The 18028-nt window shown below is 63.1% G+C and carries 16 protein-coding genes and 2 tRNA genes; 15 read left to right on the top strand and 3 right to left on the bottom strand.

Annotation, left to right across the window (positions count from 1 at the left end):
• The first annotated feature begins 2 nt into the window (after positions 1–2).
• The 11 genes from X730_RS158720 (at position 3) to X730_RS158770 (ending at position 12774) form a co-directional block, all read left to right on the top strand.
• Positions 3–1661 (top strand): glycerol-3-phosphate dehydrogenase/oxidase, encoded by a 1659-nt coding sequence (locus X730_RS158720; protein WP_245261310.1) that lies wholly within the window; start codon positions 3–5, stop codon positions 1659–1661.
• A gap of 325 nt (positions 1662–1986) precedes the next feature.
• Positions 1987–3000, top strand: a complete 1014-nt coding sequence (locus X730_RS158725; protein WP_023825728.1) for a sugar-binding transcriptional regulator — start codon at positions 1987–1989, stop codon at positions 2998–3000.
• A gap of 118 nt (positions 3001–3118) precedes the next feature.
• On the top strand, positions 3119–3679 hold the full coding sequence (locus tag X730_RS158730) for a DUF2291 domain-containing protein (protein WP_245261309.1): 561 nt from the start codon (positions 3119–3121) through the stop codon (positions 3677–3679).
• On the top strand, positions 3676–5214 hold the full coding sequence (locus X730_RS158735; protein WP_023825726.1) for a sugar ABC transporter ATP-binding protein: 1539 nt from the start codon (positions 3676–3678) through the stop codon (positions 5212–5214). The genes X730_RS158730 and X730_RS158735 overlap by 4 nt, the downstream gene beginning before the upstream one ends.
• A 23-nt stretch (positions 5215–5237) precedes the next feature.
• Entirely contained in the window at positions 5238–6371 is a 1134-nt protein-coding gene (locus X730_RS158740; protein WP_023725668.1) for an ABC transporter permease, read from the top strand.
• A gap of 33 nt (positions 6372–6404) precedes the next feature.
• Positions 6405–7352 (top strand): D-ribose ABC transporter substrate-binding protein, encoded by a 948-nt coding sequence (locus tag X730_RS158745; RefSeq protein ID WP_023672597.1) that lies wholly within the window; start codon positions 6405–6407, stop codon positions 7350–7352.
• Between the two features lie 108 nt (positions 7353–7460).
• Positions 7461–9020, top strand: coding sequence for an FGGY-family carbohydrate kinase (locus X730_RS158750; RefSeq protein WP_023825725.1), 1560 nt, complete (start codon positions 7461–7463; stop codon positions 9018–9020).
• On the top strand, positions 9017–10534 hold the full coding sequence (locus X730_RS158755) for a glycerol-3-phosphate dehydrogenase (protein ID WP_023825724.1): 1518 nt from the start codon (positions 9017–9019) through the stop codon (positions 10532–10534). Before X730_RS158750 ends, X730_RS158755 begins: the two co-directional genes overlap by 4 nt.
• Positions 10534–11472 carry a TIM barrel protein gene (locus X730_RS158760; RefSeq protein ID WP_023691090.1) on the top strand — a complete coding sequence of 313 codons (939 nt, stop codon included), beginning with the start codon at positions 10534–10536 and terminating at the stop codon, positions 11470–11472. The genes X730_RS158755 and X730_RS158760 overlap by 1 nt, the downstream gene beginning before the upstream one ends.
• Before the next feature lie 70 nt (positions 11473–11542).
• Complete coding sequence (locus X730_RS158765) at positions 11543–12310, top strand: triose-phosphate isomerase (protein ID WP_023701685.1); 768 nt, start codon at positions 11543–11545, stop codon at positions 12308–12310.
• Positions 12311–12336: 26 nt separating this feature from the next.
• The gene (locus X730_RS158770; RefSeq protein WP_023672592.1) at positions 12337–12774 is read left to right on the top strand and encodes an RpiB/LacA/LacB family sugar-phosphate isomerase; all 438 of its coding nucleotides are present in this window, start codon (positions 12337–12339) and stop codon (positions 12772–12774) included.
• A 15-nt stretch (positions 12775–12789) separates the two neighbouring features.
• Here X730_RS158770 and dhaL read toward each other — a convergent pair whose 3' ends face one another.
• The 3 genes from dhaL to X730_RS158785 form a co-directional block, all read right to left on the bottom strand.
• Entirely contained in the window at positions 12790–13431 is a 642-nt protein-coding gene (gene dhaL, locus X730_RS158775; protein ID WP_023714405.1) for a dihydroxyacetone kinase subunit DhaL, read from the bottom strand.
• 24 nt (positions 13432–13455) lie between these two features.
• On the bottom strand, positions 13456–14463 hold the full coding sequence (locus tag X730_RS158780) for a dihydroxyacetone kinase subunit DhaK (RefSeq protein ID WP_023667709.1): 1008 nt from the start codon (positions 14461–14463) through the stop codon (positions 13456–13458).
• Between the two features lie 207 nt (positions 14464–14670).
• Positions 14671–14745 (bottom strand) — tRNA-Asn (locus X730_RS158785).
• Positions 14746–14976: 231 nt separating this feature from the next.
• Between X730_RS158785 and X730_RS158790 the strand changes: the two genes are divergently transcribed.
• The 4 genes from X730_RS158790 (at position 14977) to X730_RS158805 (ending at position 17995) form a co-directional block, all read left to right on the top strand.
• Positions 14977–15237, top strand: coding sequence for a PGPGW domain-containing protein (locus tag X730_RS158790; protein ID WP_023667708.1), 261 nt, complete (start codon positions 14977–14979; stop codon positions 15235–15237).
• Positions 15238–15572: 335 nt separating this feature from the next.
• Positions 15573–15646 (top strand) — tRNA-Cys (locus tag X730_RS158795).
• Between the two features lie 103 nt (positions 15647–15749).
• Positions 15750–16424, top strand: coding sequence for a protein-L-isoaspartate O-methyltransferase (locus X730_RS158800; protein ID WP_023825723.1), 675 nt, complete (start codon positions 15750–15752; stop codon positions 16422–16424).
• A 185-nt stretch (positions 16425–16609) separates the two neighbouring features.
• Entirely contained in the window at positions 16610–17995 is a 1386-nt protein-coding gene (locus X730_RS158805; protein ID WP_023667706.1) for a TolC family outer membrane protein, read from the top strand.
• The last annotated feature ends 33 nt before the right edge of the window (positions 17996–18028 follow it).

The raw sequence follows: 18028 nt of genomic DNA, 5'->3' as shown, positions 1-18028 counted from the left end.
CTATGGCTGCGACCGGCGAGGTCGACGTCGTCATTCTTGGCGCCGGCATCAACGGGGCAGGGTTGTTTCGCGATCTGTGCGCGCAAGGTGTCAACTGCCTGATCGTCGACAAGGCGGATTTCGGCTCGGGCACCAGTGCCGCGCCGTCGCGGCTCATCCACGGCGGCCTGAAATATCTCGAGACCGGCGAGTTCGGGCTGGTGGCGCAGTCGACGCTCGAACGCAATCTGCTTCTGCAAAACGCGCCGCACTATGTCAGCCCGCTGCCGACCGTCATCCCGATCTTCTCGTGGGGCAAGGGCATGCTGGCGGCGTTGCGAACGCTGTTCGGCTCGATCAGCGCGCCGCGCAGCCGCGGCGCCATACTGATCAAGATCGGGCTGATGATCTACGACTTCTATGGTTCGCGAAACCAGGTCATGCCGCGCCACCGCATGGTCGCGCGGCGGCAGGCGCTTGGCGAGATGCCGGCGCTCAATCCGGCGATCGTCGCCACCGGGACCTACTACGACGCCAAGATAAGTCACCCGGAAAGGCTGGTGCTGGAACTGATCCTCGACGGCTTGCAGGCTCACGCGGCGTCTGCCGGTGCCAACTACACGACACTGGCGGCTTCAGCCAATGGCGTGCTCACCTTCCAGCCGGAAAACGGCGCGGCCTTTTCGGTGCGGCCGAAGCTGGTGGTGAACGCCGCCGGTCCGTGGATCGACGACGTCAACGCGCTGCTTGGTGCTCCATCGAAGATGATCGGCGGCACCAAGGGCTCGCATATCCTGTTAAGGCATGACGAACTGGTCAAAAGCCTCGCCGGGCGCATGCTCTATTTCGAGACCGATGACGGCCGCATCTGCCTGGTCTACGACTATCTCGGCCTGGCGCTGGTCGGCTCGACCGACATCAAGGCCGACAATCCGGACGCGGTCCGCTGCGAACCCGAAGAAGTCGACTATCTGCTCGACAGCGTGCGAACGCTGCTGCCGGGCATGGCGTTCGAGCGCGACCAGATCGTCTACGCCTATAGCGGCATCCGGCCGCTGCCGACGTCTGAAGCAGCGACGCCCGGACTGATCAGCCGCGATCATTCGGCGCCCGTTGCCGAGCCGGACGGCAACAGGCCCTTTGCAGTCATTTCGCTGGTCGGCGGCAAATGGACGACGTTCCGCGGCTTTGCCGAGGAAGTCGCTGACACGGTACTCAAGCGCCTGCAGCGCAGCCGCAAGGTGACGACGCGAGCCATGCCGATCGGCGGCGGGAGGAATTTTCCGGCCAATGCCGCCGCGCGCGCGGACTGGCTGGCTGAGGCACAGCAGGCAACGGGCGCCGGGGAAGGGCGCCTTGATCAATTGCTGTCGCGCTACGGGACCAGAGCCGTTGAGATCGCCAGGCACGGGTCGGATGATGAGGGTTGCCTGCCGGACTCCGGCGGCTACGGCAAGGCGGAAATCGACTACATCGCGCGCAACGAGTTCGTCGAACATCTGGCCGATGTCGTTATGCGCCGCAGCACGTTGGCGATAGGCGGCTCGCTGACGAGCCGCGACCTGCAGGAGATTGCCGCGATCGCGGGGCGGGCGTTGGGGTGGAGCACCGAGCGCCTCACGCGGGAGGTCGAAGCCGCTGTTGTCGAGCTCGAAGGCAGGAACCTGATGCGGCTGGACTGATCGCTTGATCGCCGACGCCTAGCTTTTCCTGAGGCAATCCGATCGATTTGCCCTTGTTGCGCCCTGTGCATCAACCTTCCCATTTTGCACCCGGATTGGGATTTGCCGGCGCCTACGGGCTCATGCCGTCACTGGATACGGTAACACAAATTGACGTTAAATTAACGTTACCGTATGGTCATATTGTATGCTTACCTTCTAATAGGCTCGCGTTGGCTGCCGAACGTCGGCTGAGGCAACCATCTGCGGAGGGATTGACAGCGGTGCAAAGGTATGAAAATTTTTGCACACAAAGATAATATTATCACCCTGGGGAGGGGATGGCTTGAATTCCGGCGGAAGCGCAAACCGCGACCATGAATCCAGCCTCGCCACGCGCGCGGCCTGGCTGCACTATGCCGGTGGTCTGACCCAGGCCCAGGTGGCCAAGCGGCTTGGCCTGACCAGCCTCAAGGCGCATAGGCTGATCACCAAGGCCAACCAGGAAGGTCTGGTCAGGGTCTTCATCGACGGCGACGTCGCCGAATGCGTCGACCTGGAACAGCGCCTGATCGCCGCCTATGGGCTCCACTATTGCGAGGTGGTTCCCGATCTCGATCAGGACGAACTGCCGCTCAAGGGGCTGGGCATTGCCGGCGCCCAGTTCCTGAAGCGCGAAATCGATCGCGGCGAAGACATGCTGATCGGCGTCGGCCATGGCCGCACGCTTGCCGCCAGCGTCGAATATCTGACGCGCGCAACTGCTGCTCACATCCGTTTCGTCTCGCTGCTTGGCGGCGTGACGCGCAAATTCGCCGCCAACCCGCACGACGTCATGCATCGCCTGGCAGAGCGGACCGGCGCGCAGGCTTTCGTCATGCCGGTGCCTTTTGTCGCCAATACCGCCGAGGACCGCGAAGTGCTGCTTGGCCAGCGCGGCATCAGCGATGTGTTCGCTCTCGCCAGCCGGTCCGACCTGATGTTCGTCGGAATAGGCACGGCCGAGCGGGAGGCGTCGCTGGTCGCCACCGGCATGATCGAGCCTTCCGAAATCGACGAGGTCAAGCGTGACGGCGGCGTTGGTGAATTGCTGGCGCATTTCTTCGACGACAAGGGGCGTCCGGTCGAAACGGCGCTGTCGGAAAGAATACTGGCGCTTCCGCGCGATCAGTTGAAGGGCCGCAGGATCGTTGCCGTCGCCGGCGGCAAGGTGAAGGTGCGCGCCATCAAGGCAGTACTCGAAAGCCGTTATCTCAGCGGCCTGATCACCGACGAATGCACGGCCCGCGCGCTGGTCGAGCTCGACGATGCAGCCGGGACCGCGAAGCGCTGCCTGAACGGAGGAACTTCGAATGCGTGACAACGGACAATCCGCACCGCTGGTGGTTGCATCAAGCGCGAAGGCCACCGCCCGGCAAGCTTCGCCCGGCCTGCGCCGGGTGCTTGCCGGCGCCGCGGTTGTGGTTCTGCTCGGCGCCATGGCGCTCGATACCAAGGTGATCAAGATCGGCTCTGCCGGCGATGTTCGCAACGCGGTGTTTTCGGCCGCCGACTACGGCAAGTCTGAATTTCCCAAGGTGCAGGCCGATGTCGAAGCGCGTGCCGCCGACGCCGCGACGGTGGCGGCGGCGATCGCCAAGGACAGGGCGACGGCCGAAAAGGAATATGGCGTGCCGGCGGGAGTCGGACCGGTCATCTCGGTCAAGTTCACCGGCGTCGTCGACGAGGGAAAATCGGGCATCTACAAGGTCGCCGTCGACGGTTTGCCGGACACGTTGACCGTCCGCGTACAGACTGGGCCGGCGATCAACGGAACCGAGCTTCGCGACGCCACCGGCAAGATCACCTTTGGTCAGTTCACCAACCAGATCGAGTATCAGGACGCCGGCTCGGCGCTGAACAACGAGATGAAGAAGGAGGTGCTGGCGAAAGTCGATACCAGTGCCTTGACCGGCAAGACAATAGCGGTGGTCGGCGTCTTCAAGCTGGTCAATCCGAAGAGCTGGCTGGTCACACCGGTGAGGCTGGACGTCAAATGACAATGACTGCCGGCACAGAACCCGCGACTGGCGATGCCGTGCTTTCGGCGCGCAATGTCGTCATGTCGTATGGCGGCGTCCACGCGCTCAAGGGCGTCAACTTCGACATCCATCGCGGCAAGGTCACCACCCTGTTCGGAGAGAATGGCGCCGGCAAATCGACGCTGATGAAGATCCTGTCCGGCGTGGTGACGCCGACATCCGGCGACATCGTGCTCGACGGCAATCTCGTCAGCTTTGCCTCGTCTTCGGACGCGCGCGATCGCGGCATTTCGATCATCCACCAGGAGCTCAGCCTGGCGCCGAATCTGAGCGTTCGCGACAACATCTTCATGGGCCGCGAACTGCGCACCAGAACCGGCCTCGACTTCGCCGAGGAGGCGCGCCAGGCGCGGGCGCTGATGGCCGACCTCGAAGAAGACATCGATCCGATGACCCTGGTCGAGGACCTGCGCCTGGGGCAGCAACAGATCGTCGAGATCGCACGCGCGCTGTCGGTCGATTCCCGCATCCTGATCATGGACGAGCCGACCTCCGCGCTGAGCGCCACGGAGGTCGAAGTGCTGTTCAAGGTGATCCGCGATCTGACCAGCCGCGGTGTCTCCATCGTCTACATCTCGCATCACCTCGAAGAGGCGCTGCAGATCACCGACTACGCCGTCGTGCTGCGTGACGGGGCGATCACGGCGACGGCCGAGGCCAAGGACATCGACCTCGAATGGATCGTCCGCAACATGGTGGGTGAGAATTTCGACCTCGGCTCGCCGCCGACCGGCCATGCGTTTGGTGAGGTCGCGCTGTCGATCGAGGATGTCAGCGTCACCGACGCTTCGGGTTCAGGCTACGTCGTCGATCATCTGTCGCTGGATGTCAAAGCGGGCGAGATCGTCTGCATCTATGGGCTGATGGGCGCGGGCCGCACGGAATTGCTGGAGGCCGTCGCCGGCCGTGTGCCCATGGCGGGCGGGCGGGCGCTGCTGGAGGGTGAGGACGTTTCGGGGCTGAGCATTGCCCAGCGCATCGCCCGAGGTCTGGTTCTGGTCCCCGAGGATCGCCAGCGCGACGGCCTGGTTCAGACCATGACCGTCGGCCGCAATCTGTCGCTTGCCAGCATCGAGGCGTTCGCGAAAGGCCTGTTCCTCTCCCGGCCGAGGGAACGCGCACTGATCGACGATTCGATCCGCAAGGTGACCATCAAGACCGCGGGCGGCAACGCCATGATCGGATCGCTGTCGGGCGGCAACCAGCAGAAGGTCGTCATCGGCAAGATGCTGACGACAGATCCCAAGGTCATCCTTCTCGACGAGCCGAGCCGCGGCATCGATGTCGGCGCCAAGGCCGAAGTCTTTCGCTTGCTCAGCGAGCGTGCCGCGCAAGGCCTGGCGGTCGTCTTCTCGACCTCGGAGGTCAATGAGTGCCTCAGCATCGCTCACCGCATCGTCGTCATGCGGCGCGGCAAGATTTCCGCCGAATTCGGCGCCAACGCCACCAAAGAGCAGATCATGGCCGCCTCCGGCGAAGCCGTGGTCGCCTGATCATAGATTCCGGAGCCCCGATCATGAGCGATGTCAGCCAGGCCAGCAAACAGTCCAGCCCCAATGCGGGCGGCGAGGGCTTCGACGTGGCCAAGCTGCTGCTCGAAGGCCGGGCCTTCTTTGCCCTGATCGTCATCATCGTCGTCTTCTCGATCCTGTCGCCCTATTACCTTTCGGTGGCGAATTTCCTGACCATGGCCTCGCATGTCGCCATCTTCGGGATTCTCGCCGTCGGCATGCTGCTCGTCATCCTCAATGGCGGCATCGATCTGTCGGTCGGCTCCACGCTCGGGCTTGCGGGCGTCGTCGCCGGTTTTCTGATGCAGGGCGTGACGCTGACCTGGCTGGGCGTCGTTCTCTACCCGCCGGTCTGGGTGGTCGCGGTGCTGGCCTGCATGCTGGGTGCGGCCGTCGGGCTTATCAACGGCGTGCTGATCGCGCGGTTCAAGGTTCCGGCCTTCGTCGCCACGCTCGGCGTCATGTACATGGCGCGCGGCCTGGCACTGCTGATGACCAGCGGCCTGACCTACAACAATCTCGGCGGCAAGCCGGAGTTGGGCAACACCGGTTTCGATGCTCTCGGCTTCAACCGCCTGTTCGGCGTGCCGACCGGCGTGGTGGTGCTGGCGGTCATCGCGCTGATCGGCAGCATCGTCCTGAACCGCACCGCCTTTGGACGCTGGCTCTACGCCTCGGGCGGCAATGAGCGCGCCGCCGAACTCTCCGGCGTTCCGGTCAAGACCGTGCAGATTTCGGTCTATGTGCTGTCGGGCATCTGCGCCGCCATTGCCGGCCTGATCCTGTCCTCGCAGCTGACCTCGGCCGGACCGACCGCGGGCACCACCTACGAATTGACGGCCATCGCCGCAGTCGTCATCGGCGGCGCCGCACTCACCGGCGGGCGCGGCAACATTCGTGGCACCCTGCTCGGAGCCTTCGTCATCGGCTTCCTGTCCGACGGTCTGGTGATCATCGGCATCTCATCCTACTGGCAGACAGTGTTCACCGGCGCCGTCATCGTACTCGCCGTGCTCCTCAATGCCGTTCAGTATCGCCGCCGTAGCAAGCTTCCAGCTTCGACGGGCGGCCAACCGACTTCTCAGAAACGGGGGAAGGCCGAACCGGCCAATCCTGCCCAAGGGAAGACTGCCAGATGAACTGGCAGCAACACCGCGTAAATCATTGGAGGAATGTACATGAAAATCGTGCTTAGAAGTTTGCTTGCCGCCGCGATGGTGGTCGGGTTTAGCGCAGCCGCATCGGCCGCAGGCCTGATCTCGATCATCGTCAACGATCCGGCCAACCCGTACTGGCTGACCGAGGGCAACGTCGCCAAGGCGGAAGCCGAGAAGCTTGGCTATACGGCCAACGTCGCCGCCCACAAGGGCGACACCAACACGGAAAGCAATCTGATCGACACCGCCATCACCAACAAGTCGGTGGCGATCATCCTCGACCCGGCCAATGCCGATGGTTCGGTCGGCGCGGTGAAGAAGGCGATTGCCGCCAACATCCCGGTTTTCCTCGTCAATGCCGAGATCAACCAGGAAGGCCTCGCCAAGGGACAGCTCGTCTCCAACAACGCGCAAGGAGCGGCTCTCGGTGCCCAGCAGTGGGTGCAGGCGGTTGGTGAAAAGGGCAAATATGTCGAACTGCTCGGCGCTCCGTCGGACAACAACGCCGCCACGCGCTCGAACGGCTACGCGACCGTGCTCAGCCAGTATCCGGATCTCGAAAAGGCCGCTTCGCAGGTCGCCAACTGGGATCGTACCCAGGGCCACGACAAGATGCAGAGCATGCTGCAGGCCAATCCAGACATCATCGCCGTGATCAGCGGCAATGATGAAATGGCGCTCGGCGCGGTTGCGGCACTGAAGGAAGCCGGCAAGCTGGCCGGCATCAAGGTCGGCGGCTTCGACGGCTCGCCGGATGCGGTTGCGGCGATCAAGTCCGGCGAACTGCAGTACACCGTGCTGCAGCCGGTTGCCATCTTCTCCGCCAAGGCCGTGCAGCAGGCCGACTCGTTCATCAAGACGGGCGCCACCGGCGCCACCAGCGAGAAGCAGCTGTTCGATTGCCTTCTCATCACCAAGGACAATGTGGACAAGTACACCGCGCCCTTCGTGCTGTCGGAATAAACCTGCACAGGGGGTGTCCTTGCGGACACTCCCTGCCTCTTCTACGGCTTCCAGACAACAAAGACTGCTCCTTGTGAATTGCCTTCATAACCATTCGGAACTTGCGGCATGAAAGACCTGCTGATCGGGGTCGACGCGGGAACGTCCGTGATCAAATCCGTCGCTTTCGATCTGTCGGGGCGGCAGCTTGCCATGGCGTCGGTGACCAACAGCTTCGTCACGCTGGAAGGCGGCGGCGCCGAGCAGGACCTCGATCAAACCTGGCGCGACATGGCGCTGACGGTTCGCGAATTGGCGACGAAAGTTCCCGACCTAGCGCGGCGCACCGCTTCTGTCGCAATCACCGGACAGGGCGATGGCACCTGGCTGATCGATGGCGACGGTATGCCGGTCGGGCGCGCCTGGCTCTGGCTCGATGCGCGCGCCGGACATCTGGTGGACGAGATGCGCGGCGATCCCCGGGATCGCACGCGGTTCGAGATCACCGGAACCGGGCTCAACGCTTGCCAGCAAGGCGCTCAGCTCAGCTGGATAAAACGGAACAGCCCGGAAATTTTGGAGCGCGCCGCCACTGCCTTTCACTGCAAGGACTGGCTCTATTTCAAGATGACCGGCGAGCGCGCCACCGATCCCTCGGAAGGCACCTTCACCTTCGGCGATTTCCGCTCGCGCAGCTATTCCGACGAGGTGCTCGACATTCTCGATCTGACGTCGCACCGCCGCCTACTGCCGCCCATGCTCGAAGGCACGACCGACCATCATCCGCTTTCTGCGTCGGCAGCAAATGAGACCGGCCTGCTTGAGGGCACGCCGGTGGTGCTGGGCTACGTCGACATGGTCAGCACCGCGCTTGGCGCCGGCCTCTATGATCCAAGCGGCAATGTCGGCTGCACGGTCATCGGCTCGACCGGCATCCACACACGCCTGGCGCGCACAGCCGACGATGTCGTCCTCAACGACAATGCATCAGGCTACACGATCGCCATGCCGGTTCCTGGCGCCTATGCGCAGCTGCAATCCAACATGGCGGCGACGCTCAACATCGACTGGCTGCTTGGCCTGGCACGCGACGTGCTGACCGCCAGCGGCGCCAAGCCTTCGCGCGACGAATTGCTGAAAGCGCTCGATGTCTGGGTCGAAGGATCGGAGCCGGGATCGCTGATCTATCAGCCCTATATCTCTCTCGCCGGCGAACGCGGACCGTTCGTTGACCCCGACGCACGCGCGGGCTTCATCGGCCTCTCGGTCAAGCACGGTTTTGGCGATCTGGCGCGCGCCGTTCTCGAGGGATTGGCCTTCGCGGCCCGCGATTGCTACCAGGCCATGGGCAGCATGCCCAGCGAGATCCGCCTGTCTGGCGGCGCGGCGCGCAGTCCGTCGCTGCGCCGTATTATCGCCGCGGCGACCCGCGCGCAGGTCAGAACCAGCAGCCGCCAGGAAGCAGGTGCTGCGGGTGCGGCGATGATGGCCGCGGTCGGGCTCGGCTTTTATCGCTCGATGGATGATTGCAGCGCCGAATGGGTGACGCCGCTTCTGGGCGAATGCGACGCCTATGACGAGGCGCTTTCGCAAACCTACGATGCGCTGTTTCCGTCTTTTGTCGCGGCGCGTCAGGCGCTGCATCCGGTGTGGAAATCGATGGCGCACCGCACAGGAGCTAAGTCTTGAGCGATACAACGGATATTGTCGATCTCTTCGTGATCGGCGGTGGCGTCAACGGCGCCGGCATAGCGCGCGATGCCGCGGGTCGCGGGCTGTCGGTCATCCTGTGCGAGAAGGACGATCTGGCGCAAGGCACCAGCTCGCGTTCCGGCAAGCTGGTGCATGGCGGCCTGCGCTATCTCGAATATTACGAGTTCCGGCTGGTGCGCGAAGCGCTGATCGAGCGCGAGGTGCTGCTTGAGGCGGCGCCGCACATCATCTGGCCAATGCGTTTCGTGCTGCCGCACAGCCCCGACGACCGGCCGGCATGGCTGGTGCGGCTCGGGCTGTTTCTCTACGACCATCTTGGCGGCCGCAAGCGGCTGCCGGGAACGAGGACACTGAACCTGAGAACGGCGCCGGAAGGGGCGCCGATCAGGGACGAATTCAAGCGTGGCTTCGAATATTCCGACTGCTGGGTCGATGACGCCAGGCTGGTGCTGCTCAATGCGCTCGATGCCAGTCAGCGCGGCGCAAAAGTCTTCACTCGCACTGCCTGTATTGCTGCCTGGCGCGAAGACGGCCTGTGGTCGATCGACATGCAGGACGGCCGCACGGGCGCTGTGACGAGGGTCCGCGCACGCGGGTTGGTCAACGCGGCCGGGCCATGGGTGAATGACATCGTCAGCCGCGTCGCCGGACAGAATTCCACCCGCAACGTTCGCCTGGTAAAAGGAAGCCATATCGTCGTGCCAAAATTCTGGGAGGGACGGCAGGCCTATCTGATCCAGAACAACGACAAGCGGGTGATTTTCGTCAATCCGTATGAGAACGATCTGGCGCTGATCGGCACCACCGACATACCCTATGAAGGCAGGCCTGAGCTAGTGGCGGCCGAAGCCAGCGAAATCGATTATCTGATCAAGGTGGTCAACCGCTACTTCAAGCGCCAACTCACCGCGCAGGACGTGGTCTACAGTTTCTCGGGCGTGCGTCCGCTCTATGACGACAATGCCGACAACCCGAGCGCGGTGACGCGCGACTACATCTTCGAACTCGACGCCCCGAACGGTGGCGCGCCGCTGCTTTCTGTGTTCGGCGGCAAGATCACCACCTTCCGCAAACTGTCCGAACATGCGCTGGAAAAGATCCAGCCCTTCTTTCCGACCATGAAGAAGGCCTGGACAGCCAAAATTCCCCTGCCGGGAGGCGACCTGCCCAACGCGGATTTCGAGCAGTTCCTGGGCGATCTGCACGCCGAGTTTTCGTGGCTTAGCCCGTCGCTGGTGAAGCACTATGCCCGCAGCTACGGCACGCGCACGCGCGCCTTGCTGAAAGGCGTAAAAGGCGAAGCCGATCTCGGCCGTCGTTTCGGCCCGGATTTCTATGAGCTCGAAGCTGTCTTCCTGTTCGAGACCGAATGGGCGATGACCGCCGCCGACGTTCTCGAACGCCGGACCAAACACGGGCTGCATATCAATGCGGCCGAGCGGAAAACATTCGAAGACTGGTGCACAAAGACAATGGCGGCGGTGAACTGATGGCCTTCACGCTTTCGCTGAACACCAACCCGCTGGTCAATCGCTTCGCCGATCCCGACGATCTGATCGACGCCATTGCCTATGGCATCGGCATCCGCGACGTGCAACTGACGCATGAATTCGTCAATCCGGGCTGGCCGGCGGCAACGATCGCCAAGTTCGTTCGCCTGTTCAACAGCGCCCTGGCGCGGACCGGCGTGCGGATCACTTCGGGTATGACCGGTCCCTATGGCCGGCTCAATCATTTCGGCCATCCGGACGCGGATGTGCGCCGCTATTATGTCGATTGGTTCAAGACCTTCGCCGACATCTCCGCCGAACTCGGCGCGTCGGGCATGGGCACGCAGTTCGCCATATTCACCTACAAGGATTTTGACGATCCGCAGCGGCGCGCGGCGCTTCTCGGCATCGCGCTCGAATGCTGGCGCGAAGTGGCCGAGCACGCCAAAGCGGCGGGCCTGACCTACCTTTTCTGGGAACCGATGTCGGTCGGCCGCGAGTTTGGCCACACGATCGAAAGCTGCGTCGAATTGCAGGGCGCCATCGATGCGGCCAAGCTGCCGATCCCGATGCAGATGATGGTCGACATCGACCATGGCGACGTGACCTCGCCCAATCCTGACGACACTGATCCCTATGCCTGGGCGAAAGCGTTCCCGTTGCAATCGCCGATCATCCACATCAAGCAATCGTCGATGAACAAGGGCGGGCACTGGCCGTTCACCGCCGCCTACAACAAGGATGGCCGCATCATCCCGCAGAAGCTGCTCGACGCCGTGCGGGCGGGTGGCGGAACCGACAATGAAATCTGCCTTGAACTTTCCTTCCGGGAGAGGGAACCGGTCGATCATCAGGTTATTGCAATGATCCGTGAGTCGGTGGATTTCTGGGCGCCTTACATCGACAGCGGCCGCGAAAGTCTCAAGCCTCGCGCTTGAGGGAAAGCGCCGGCCCGTAGGCCGGCGCGCTGGCCGGAAACATCCGAATTTCGGATCGAAGGAGAGAAGAATGGCCCCATATTGGGTCGGCACGAGCTGGAAAATGAACAAGACGCTGGCGGAGGCGCTGCAGTTCGCCGAGGCATTGGCTGCCTTCGTGCCCGGCTTCGATCCGGCGATACAGCCTTTCGTCATTCCCCCCTTCACCGCGGTGCGGCAGGTCAAGGCGGCGCTCGCCAACACCCGCGTCAAGGTTGGCGCCCAGAACATGCATTGGGCCGACGCCGGTGCCTGGACGGGCGAGATTTCGCCGGTGATGCTGAGGGATTGCGGGCTCGACCTGATCGAACTCGGCCATAGCGAGCGCCGTGAGCATTTTGGCGAGACGGACAAGATCGTGGGACTGAAAACCGCAGCGGCAGTCAAGCACGGCTTCGTACCCTTGATTTGTGTCGGCGAGACGCTGGCCGAGCGCGAGGGCGGCCGCGCCGACGAAATCCTGACCGCGCAGGTTTTGGGCGCGCTGCAGGGTCTCGCAAACAATGAGTTGTCGGCAGAGATACTCTTTGCCTATGAACCGGTGTGGGCGATCGGCGAGAAAGGCATTCCGGCCAGCGCCGACTATGCCGACAAGCAGCAGGCGCTGATCAAGCAGGTCGCAGCAACCCGGTTGCCGACCGCCCCGCTTGTGCTCTACGGCGGCAGCGTCAATCCCGGCAACGCGGCCGAACTGATCGGCCAGCCGCATATCGATGGGCTGTTCATCGGCCGCTCGGCATGGCAAGCGGAAGGCTATATCGACATTCTCAAAAAGGCGTCGGCCGCCATTGCGCGCTGACCACGAAAACGAAGGAGTTAATTGCCATGAAGATCGCACTCGGAGCCGACAGCGCCGGCAAGCCGCTGCTCGATGTCATCGCCAAGCATCTCGCCACCAAGCCAGAACTGCAGGTCGTCGATCTCAGCCAGGCCGGATTCTACGCCGATATTGCCGCTGCGGTCGGCCACGAAATTGTCGACGGCAATTACGACCGCGCCATCCTGTTTTGCGGCACCGGCATCGGCGTCAGCATCTCGGCCAACAAGGTGCCCGGAATCCGTGCCGCGCTAACCCACGACACCTATTCGGCGGAACGCGCTGCGAAATCCAACAATGCCCAGATCATCACCATGGGTGCGCGCGTCATCGGCCCCGAACTGGCCAAATCGATCGCCGACGCCTGGCTGGCCTCGGAGTTCGATCCGAACGGTCCCTCTGCCGCCAACGTGCAGGCTGTCGACAAGCTCGACGCGAAGCGCTGAGGATCCGCTCCCGACCTAGCCGGTCAAGGCGATCCGCATCGCCTCGATCACAGTTACGGCGGACGCCGCGCCTGGATCCATATGGCCAAGCGAGCGTTCGCCGAGGCGGGAGGCCCGGCCCTTGGTGGCGATCATCGTCTTGGTCGCCTCCGCGCCGACCTTTGCCGCCTCGGCTGCAGCCGCGAGGCTGCCGGCCAGCCCCTTGCCGGCGGCCAGTGCCTCGCCCGCAGCCCTCGCGGCCGGCGCCCACGCATCGATCATCGTCTTTTCGCCAGGCTCGGCCTTGCCGCGATCCTGAATGCCTCTGGCCATCGCTTGGAACATAGCGACCGCGTCGGCGTCGTCGAGCGTCGCCTTGCCCTTGACGGCGGCCGCGCCGCGCATGAATGCCGTGGCATAGAGCGGGCCCGAGGAGGCGCCGACGGCGTTGAGGAACGACTTCGCCGCCGTGTTCAGCAAGATGGTCGGATCGGTGGTCCCGTCGTCCAATGCGGCCACCGCGTCGCGTGCCGCGGCAAATCCCAACTCCATGGCAATGCCGTGGTCGGCATCGCCGATCACCCCGTCAAGCGCGCACAACCGGTCCCGGTCGGCTGACATGGCGTCGGCGATGGCAACGAACATCGCGGCAAGGCGGGTGGTGTCGATTGTTGTCATCTGTTGTTCCTTGCCGTCCCCAGTTTACCCGGCGCGAAACATGGCGCAGTCGCAAGGGTGGTCGAGCATCGTTTGCAACTCGTCGTCGAGGTGGTGCAGCGTGATCGAAGCGCCGGCCATTTCGAGCGAGGTGCAGTAATTGCCGACCCAGCTTGCGTGAATGGATACACCGATATCGTCAAGCCGCTGCTTCACGCGCCGGTTCATGATGTAGAGTTCCATCAGCGGTGTCGAACCCAGCGAATTGACCAGCACGGCGACCTTCTCGCCGCGTGCCGGCGCCATCTCGGCGAGAATCCTGTCCAGCATTTCGTCGGTGATCTCGTCGGCCGTTTTGAGTTTTCCGCGTGCGATGCCGGGTTCGCCATGGATGCCCATGCCGATCTCCATCTCGTCGGGTCCGATTTCGAAATTCGGCCGGCGGGTTTGCGGCAACGAACAGGGCGCCAATGCGACGCCCATGGTAAAGGTGTGGTCGTTGGCTTTCCCGGCAATGCGTTCGCATTCATCGAAAGACAACATGCGGTCGCAGGCGGCGCCTGCCGCCTTGAAGATGAAGAAGTTCCCTGCGACACCGCGCCGCTTGTGCCTGTCACCAACGGGCGCGGAAGCGACGTCGTCGGTGCTCAGCACCGTGCGCACCTCGATGTCGTCCATCGCGGCCATCTCGGCCGCCATGTCGAAATTCATGACGTCGCCGGCATAGTTGCCGTACATGAACAGCACACCGGCGCCGCCGCTCGCCGCCTTGGCGCATTCGAGGATCGGGTCGGGCGGCGGAGAGGCGAAGACATTGCCGATCGCCGCCGCGTCGGCCAGCCCCTTGCCGACGAAGCCGAGAAAACTCGGCTCGTGGCCCGAGCCGCCACCAATGACGAGGCCTACCTTGCCTTGGCGCGGTCCATCGCGGGCGATGATCGAGCGCGGGCTTCCGTCAACGGCTTTGAGATGGCGGGGATGCGCAGCCAGGATGCCTTCCAGCATCTCGTCGACGGCCCGATTGCCGTCATTGATGATCTTCTTGGTTTGCACCAACGTCCTCCCGATTTGGTATTTTCATAGGTGATACCGGGCGTTATCAGGCTGCCTTCGGGCGAGGGCAGGGGCGCGATGCCCACCAAACTGCCTCGATCGGCTTCGTAGCTGTTACCAGCCGTTCTGGCAGAAGCTAAGCGGACCGAAGTGCGCGGACAATGGCGCTGTAGTGTACAAGATCGCACCACGGCTTAGAAAAGGCGGTGGCTCCCCGGGCCGGATTCGAACCAGCGACCAACCGGTTAACAGCCGGTTGCTCTACCACTGAGCTACCGGGGAATAGAGGCTCTCATGTGAGTGGCGCAGCCTATAGCAAACCCTTTTCGGCTTTGCAAAGAAGCATTTCGCATTTTTTAGCGCATTTTCACCCAATGGTTTCTGGCAATCGCCGGATGACACCACATATGAGCCGTCTTGGGCGCCGTCGGACCTTGGTCGGCGGAACCTGAAAGGCGATTGCAGCCTTTAGCGCATATGGCTTTATCGAAGGCAACCGGATCGACTTTCGACATGACTGCAGCAGACGAAAACCAGGCACCGGCGCGGAAAATCTCGGTGTTCGGGCGCGAGTTCACCATGCCGCGCTCGCGCGGGCTGAGGATCGCCATCGGTATCATGCTGGTGTTTTTCGGCCTTCTCGGTTTCCTGCCGATTCTCGGCTTCTGGATGATTCCGCTCGGCCTTTTGGTGCTTTCCTACGAATTTGCCGCGGTGCGCCGCCTGCGGCGCCGGTTCGTCGTCTGGTGGGAACGGCGTCGCCGGCCAAATTGAAAGCGATGGCGCGCGGTCCCGGTTCAGTGGACGCTTCGCTTCCAGCCCCCCGCAGACCTTCCCCTCGAATATCTCCTTGAGAACGGCAGCCCCTGGTGTCAGCCGCGCGTTTACGGTGAAAGCCAGTTTGCACCCGCTGCGTAAAGCTGCGGGTTCGAGTTTCGCCGGTCGCGCAGCCATGCTTGAGGAGCGGCCAATATGCCGGTGCGCCAAGCGCTGAAATCGCTCGGGAACCACGTTGCGGCGGCTGATGAGGAAAGCGCGCCGGAATGCCGCGCGGACGCTTGACGACCTTTCGCTGCCACCATATTGAGTTCGCTCGCCGGGAGCGATGAGGCCTCGTGGCGGAGTGGTTACGCAGAGGACTGCAAATCCTTGCACCCCGGTTCGATTCCGGGCGAGGCCTCCAATCGCTTCAACTCCCGCATGCCGGGGGCTTGAGTTCGAATGCGCCGCAGTGTCGGCGCGACAAGCGCATTCAGCGCATTGGCTTTTGACGGATTGGTTGGGACATGAGCGCTGATTTCTCCGAACTTCGCGTCAAGATGGTCGACGGCCAGGTCCGCACCACCGATGTGACCGACGCAGCATTGCTCGATGCCATGCTTGCCGTGCCGCGCGAGGCCTTTGTCGGCGCCGGCCAACAGGCTCTCGCCTATATCGACGAGGATATCCGCATCTCCGACGGCGCCGATGGCAGCGGTGCGCGCTACCTCATGGAGCCGTCGCCACTGGCCAAGCTTTTGCAGTTGGCCGAGATCGACGCCGGCGATTCGGTGCTCGATGTCGGCTGCGGCACCGGGTATTCCGCGGCGCTGCTGTCCAGGCTGGCCAAATCCGTCGTGGCGCTGGAAAGCGATACCACACTGGCGGAAGCAGCCAAAGCGGCGCTTTCGGCGCAGGGCTGCGATAACGTCACCGTGGTCACCGGCCCACTGCCGCAAGGTCATGCCGCCAAGGCGCCCTACAATGTGATTCTCATCGGCGGCAGCGTCGAGAAAGTGCCTGCGGCGCTGCTTGACCAGCTTGCCGAAGGCGGCCGGCTGGTGGCTGTGGAAGGGCAGGGCAATGCGGGCATAGCCCGGCTCTTTTTCAATGCAGGGGGGGTTGTAACCGGAAGACGGGCATTTAATGCGGCAATTAAGCCACTACCCGGATTTGAACGCATTCATGCCTTCGAGTTCTAAGTGATTTTGCCTTGCAGCAAAGACTCTGTCATGTTGGCTTGCGATTGAACAATCGTTGCTGATTGGTTAACCGGGGTTTCGGGAGGCTGTCAGCGGGGGAACGATACATCGACGCGGCGCTGGCCGATCCCTAGGGATGGGCTGGCGTGGCGTGGTTCCCGTGCAAAACGAATGAGGGATATAAAGTGCCGTCCTTAGCCAAGAGTTTGTTTGTTACTGTCCTCATTTCCGCGACAGCGCTTTCGCCGATAGCCGCCTCGGCGGAAACCATTCTCGGCGCGCTTTCCAAGGCCTACCAGAACAATTCCTCGCTGAATTCGGCCCGTGCCGGCGTGCGCGTCACCGATGAGGGCGTGGCGATCGCCAAGTCGGGCTATCGCCCGGTGATCACTGGTTCGGCTGATATCGATTACACCTCCAGGCACCTGAACGGCAGGAACGCGAGCCTGGCATTGACCACCGGCAGCTTCGGCGTTCGGATTGATCAGACGCTGTTCGACGGCTTCCAGACCAAGAACAGGGTCGCGTCGGCCGCTGCACAGGTGAGGGCCTCGGTCGAGGGCCTGCGCAACACCGAAGAGAACACGCTGTTCAACGCGGCGAGCGCCTATATGGACGTGATTCGCGACCGCCAGGTGGCGGTGCTGACCGAACAGAATCTGCAGTTCCTGACCGAGCAGGCGCGCGCGGCACGCTCGCGCTTCGAGGTCGGCGAGGGCACGCGCACCGATGTGGCGCAGGCCGACGCGTCGCGTTCGGCCGCGGTGGCGCAATTGAGTGCCGCCCGTGCGCAGGCTCTGGCCAGTGCGGCAACCTATCATCAGATCGTCGGTGACGAGCCGGGCAAGCTCAAGGCCGCGTCGCCGTTGGCGAAGCTGTTGCCGAGGAGTCTCGAGGCGGCGATCGGTATTGCATCGAACGAGCATCCGGCCATCCTGGCCGCCCTACATTCCGTCGATGCAGCGGGATTTGATGTAAAGACGCAGGAAGGTGCGTTGCTGCCGCAGTTGACTGCCAGTGCCGGCCTTTCCCATGCCTATCAAAATACTGTACCTGGCGCGGGGAATTCGGACGGCGACTCCAATGCCGCAACCGTCGGCGCGACGCTGACCGTTCCGATCTATTCGGGCGGCCGTACCTCCGCACTCGTTCGTCAGTCGAAGGAATCGCTCAGCCAGGCTCGCATCGAGGTGGATGTCAGCCGTGACTCGGTGCGCCAGGCCGTGACCTCGGCATGGACGCAATACATCGCAGCGCGGGAAAGCGTCGACGCTAATCGGCAGGTGATCGCGGCCGCACAGTTGGCGCTCAACGGCGTCATCGAGGAGCGCAATGTCGGACAGCGCACCACGCTCGACGTGTTGAACGCCCAGAACGCCGTCATCTCGGCAAAGATCGACCTCGCCAGCTCCGAGCGCGATGTGGTTGTAGCGAGCTACGCCATCCTTTCGGCAATGGGCCGCCTGTCGGCCGATCGCCTGGCGTTGAATGTGGTGAAGTACAAGCCTGAAGAGCACTACAGAGCCGTAAAGGACAAATGGATCGGGCTGCGTACGCCGGACGGTCGTTGAGCCCACCTGGGCGGCTCAAGTCCCGCCAGGGTT

Origin of the sequence: Mesorhizobium sp. L103C131B0, from assembly GCF_000502275.1 — a bacterium.
In the GTDB taxonomy this organism is placed as follows: domain Bacteria; phylum Pseudomonadota; class Alphaproteobacteria; order Rhizobiales; family Rhizobiaceae; genus Mesorhizobium.
Note: the sequence above shows the minus strand (reverse complement) of the source record. Positions and strands in the feature narration are given on the sequence as shown.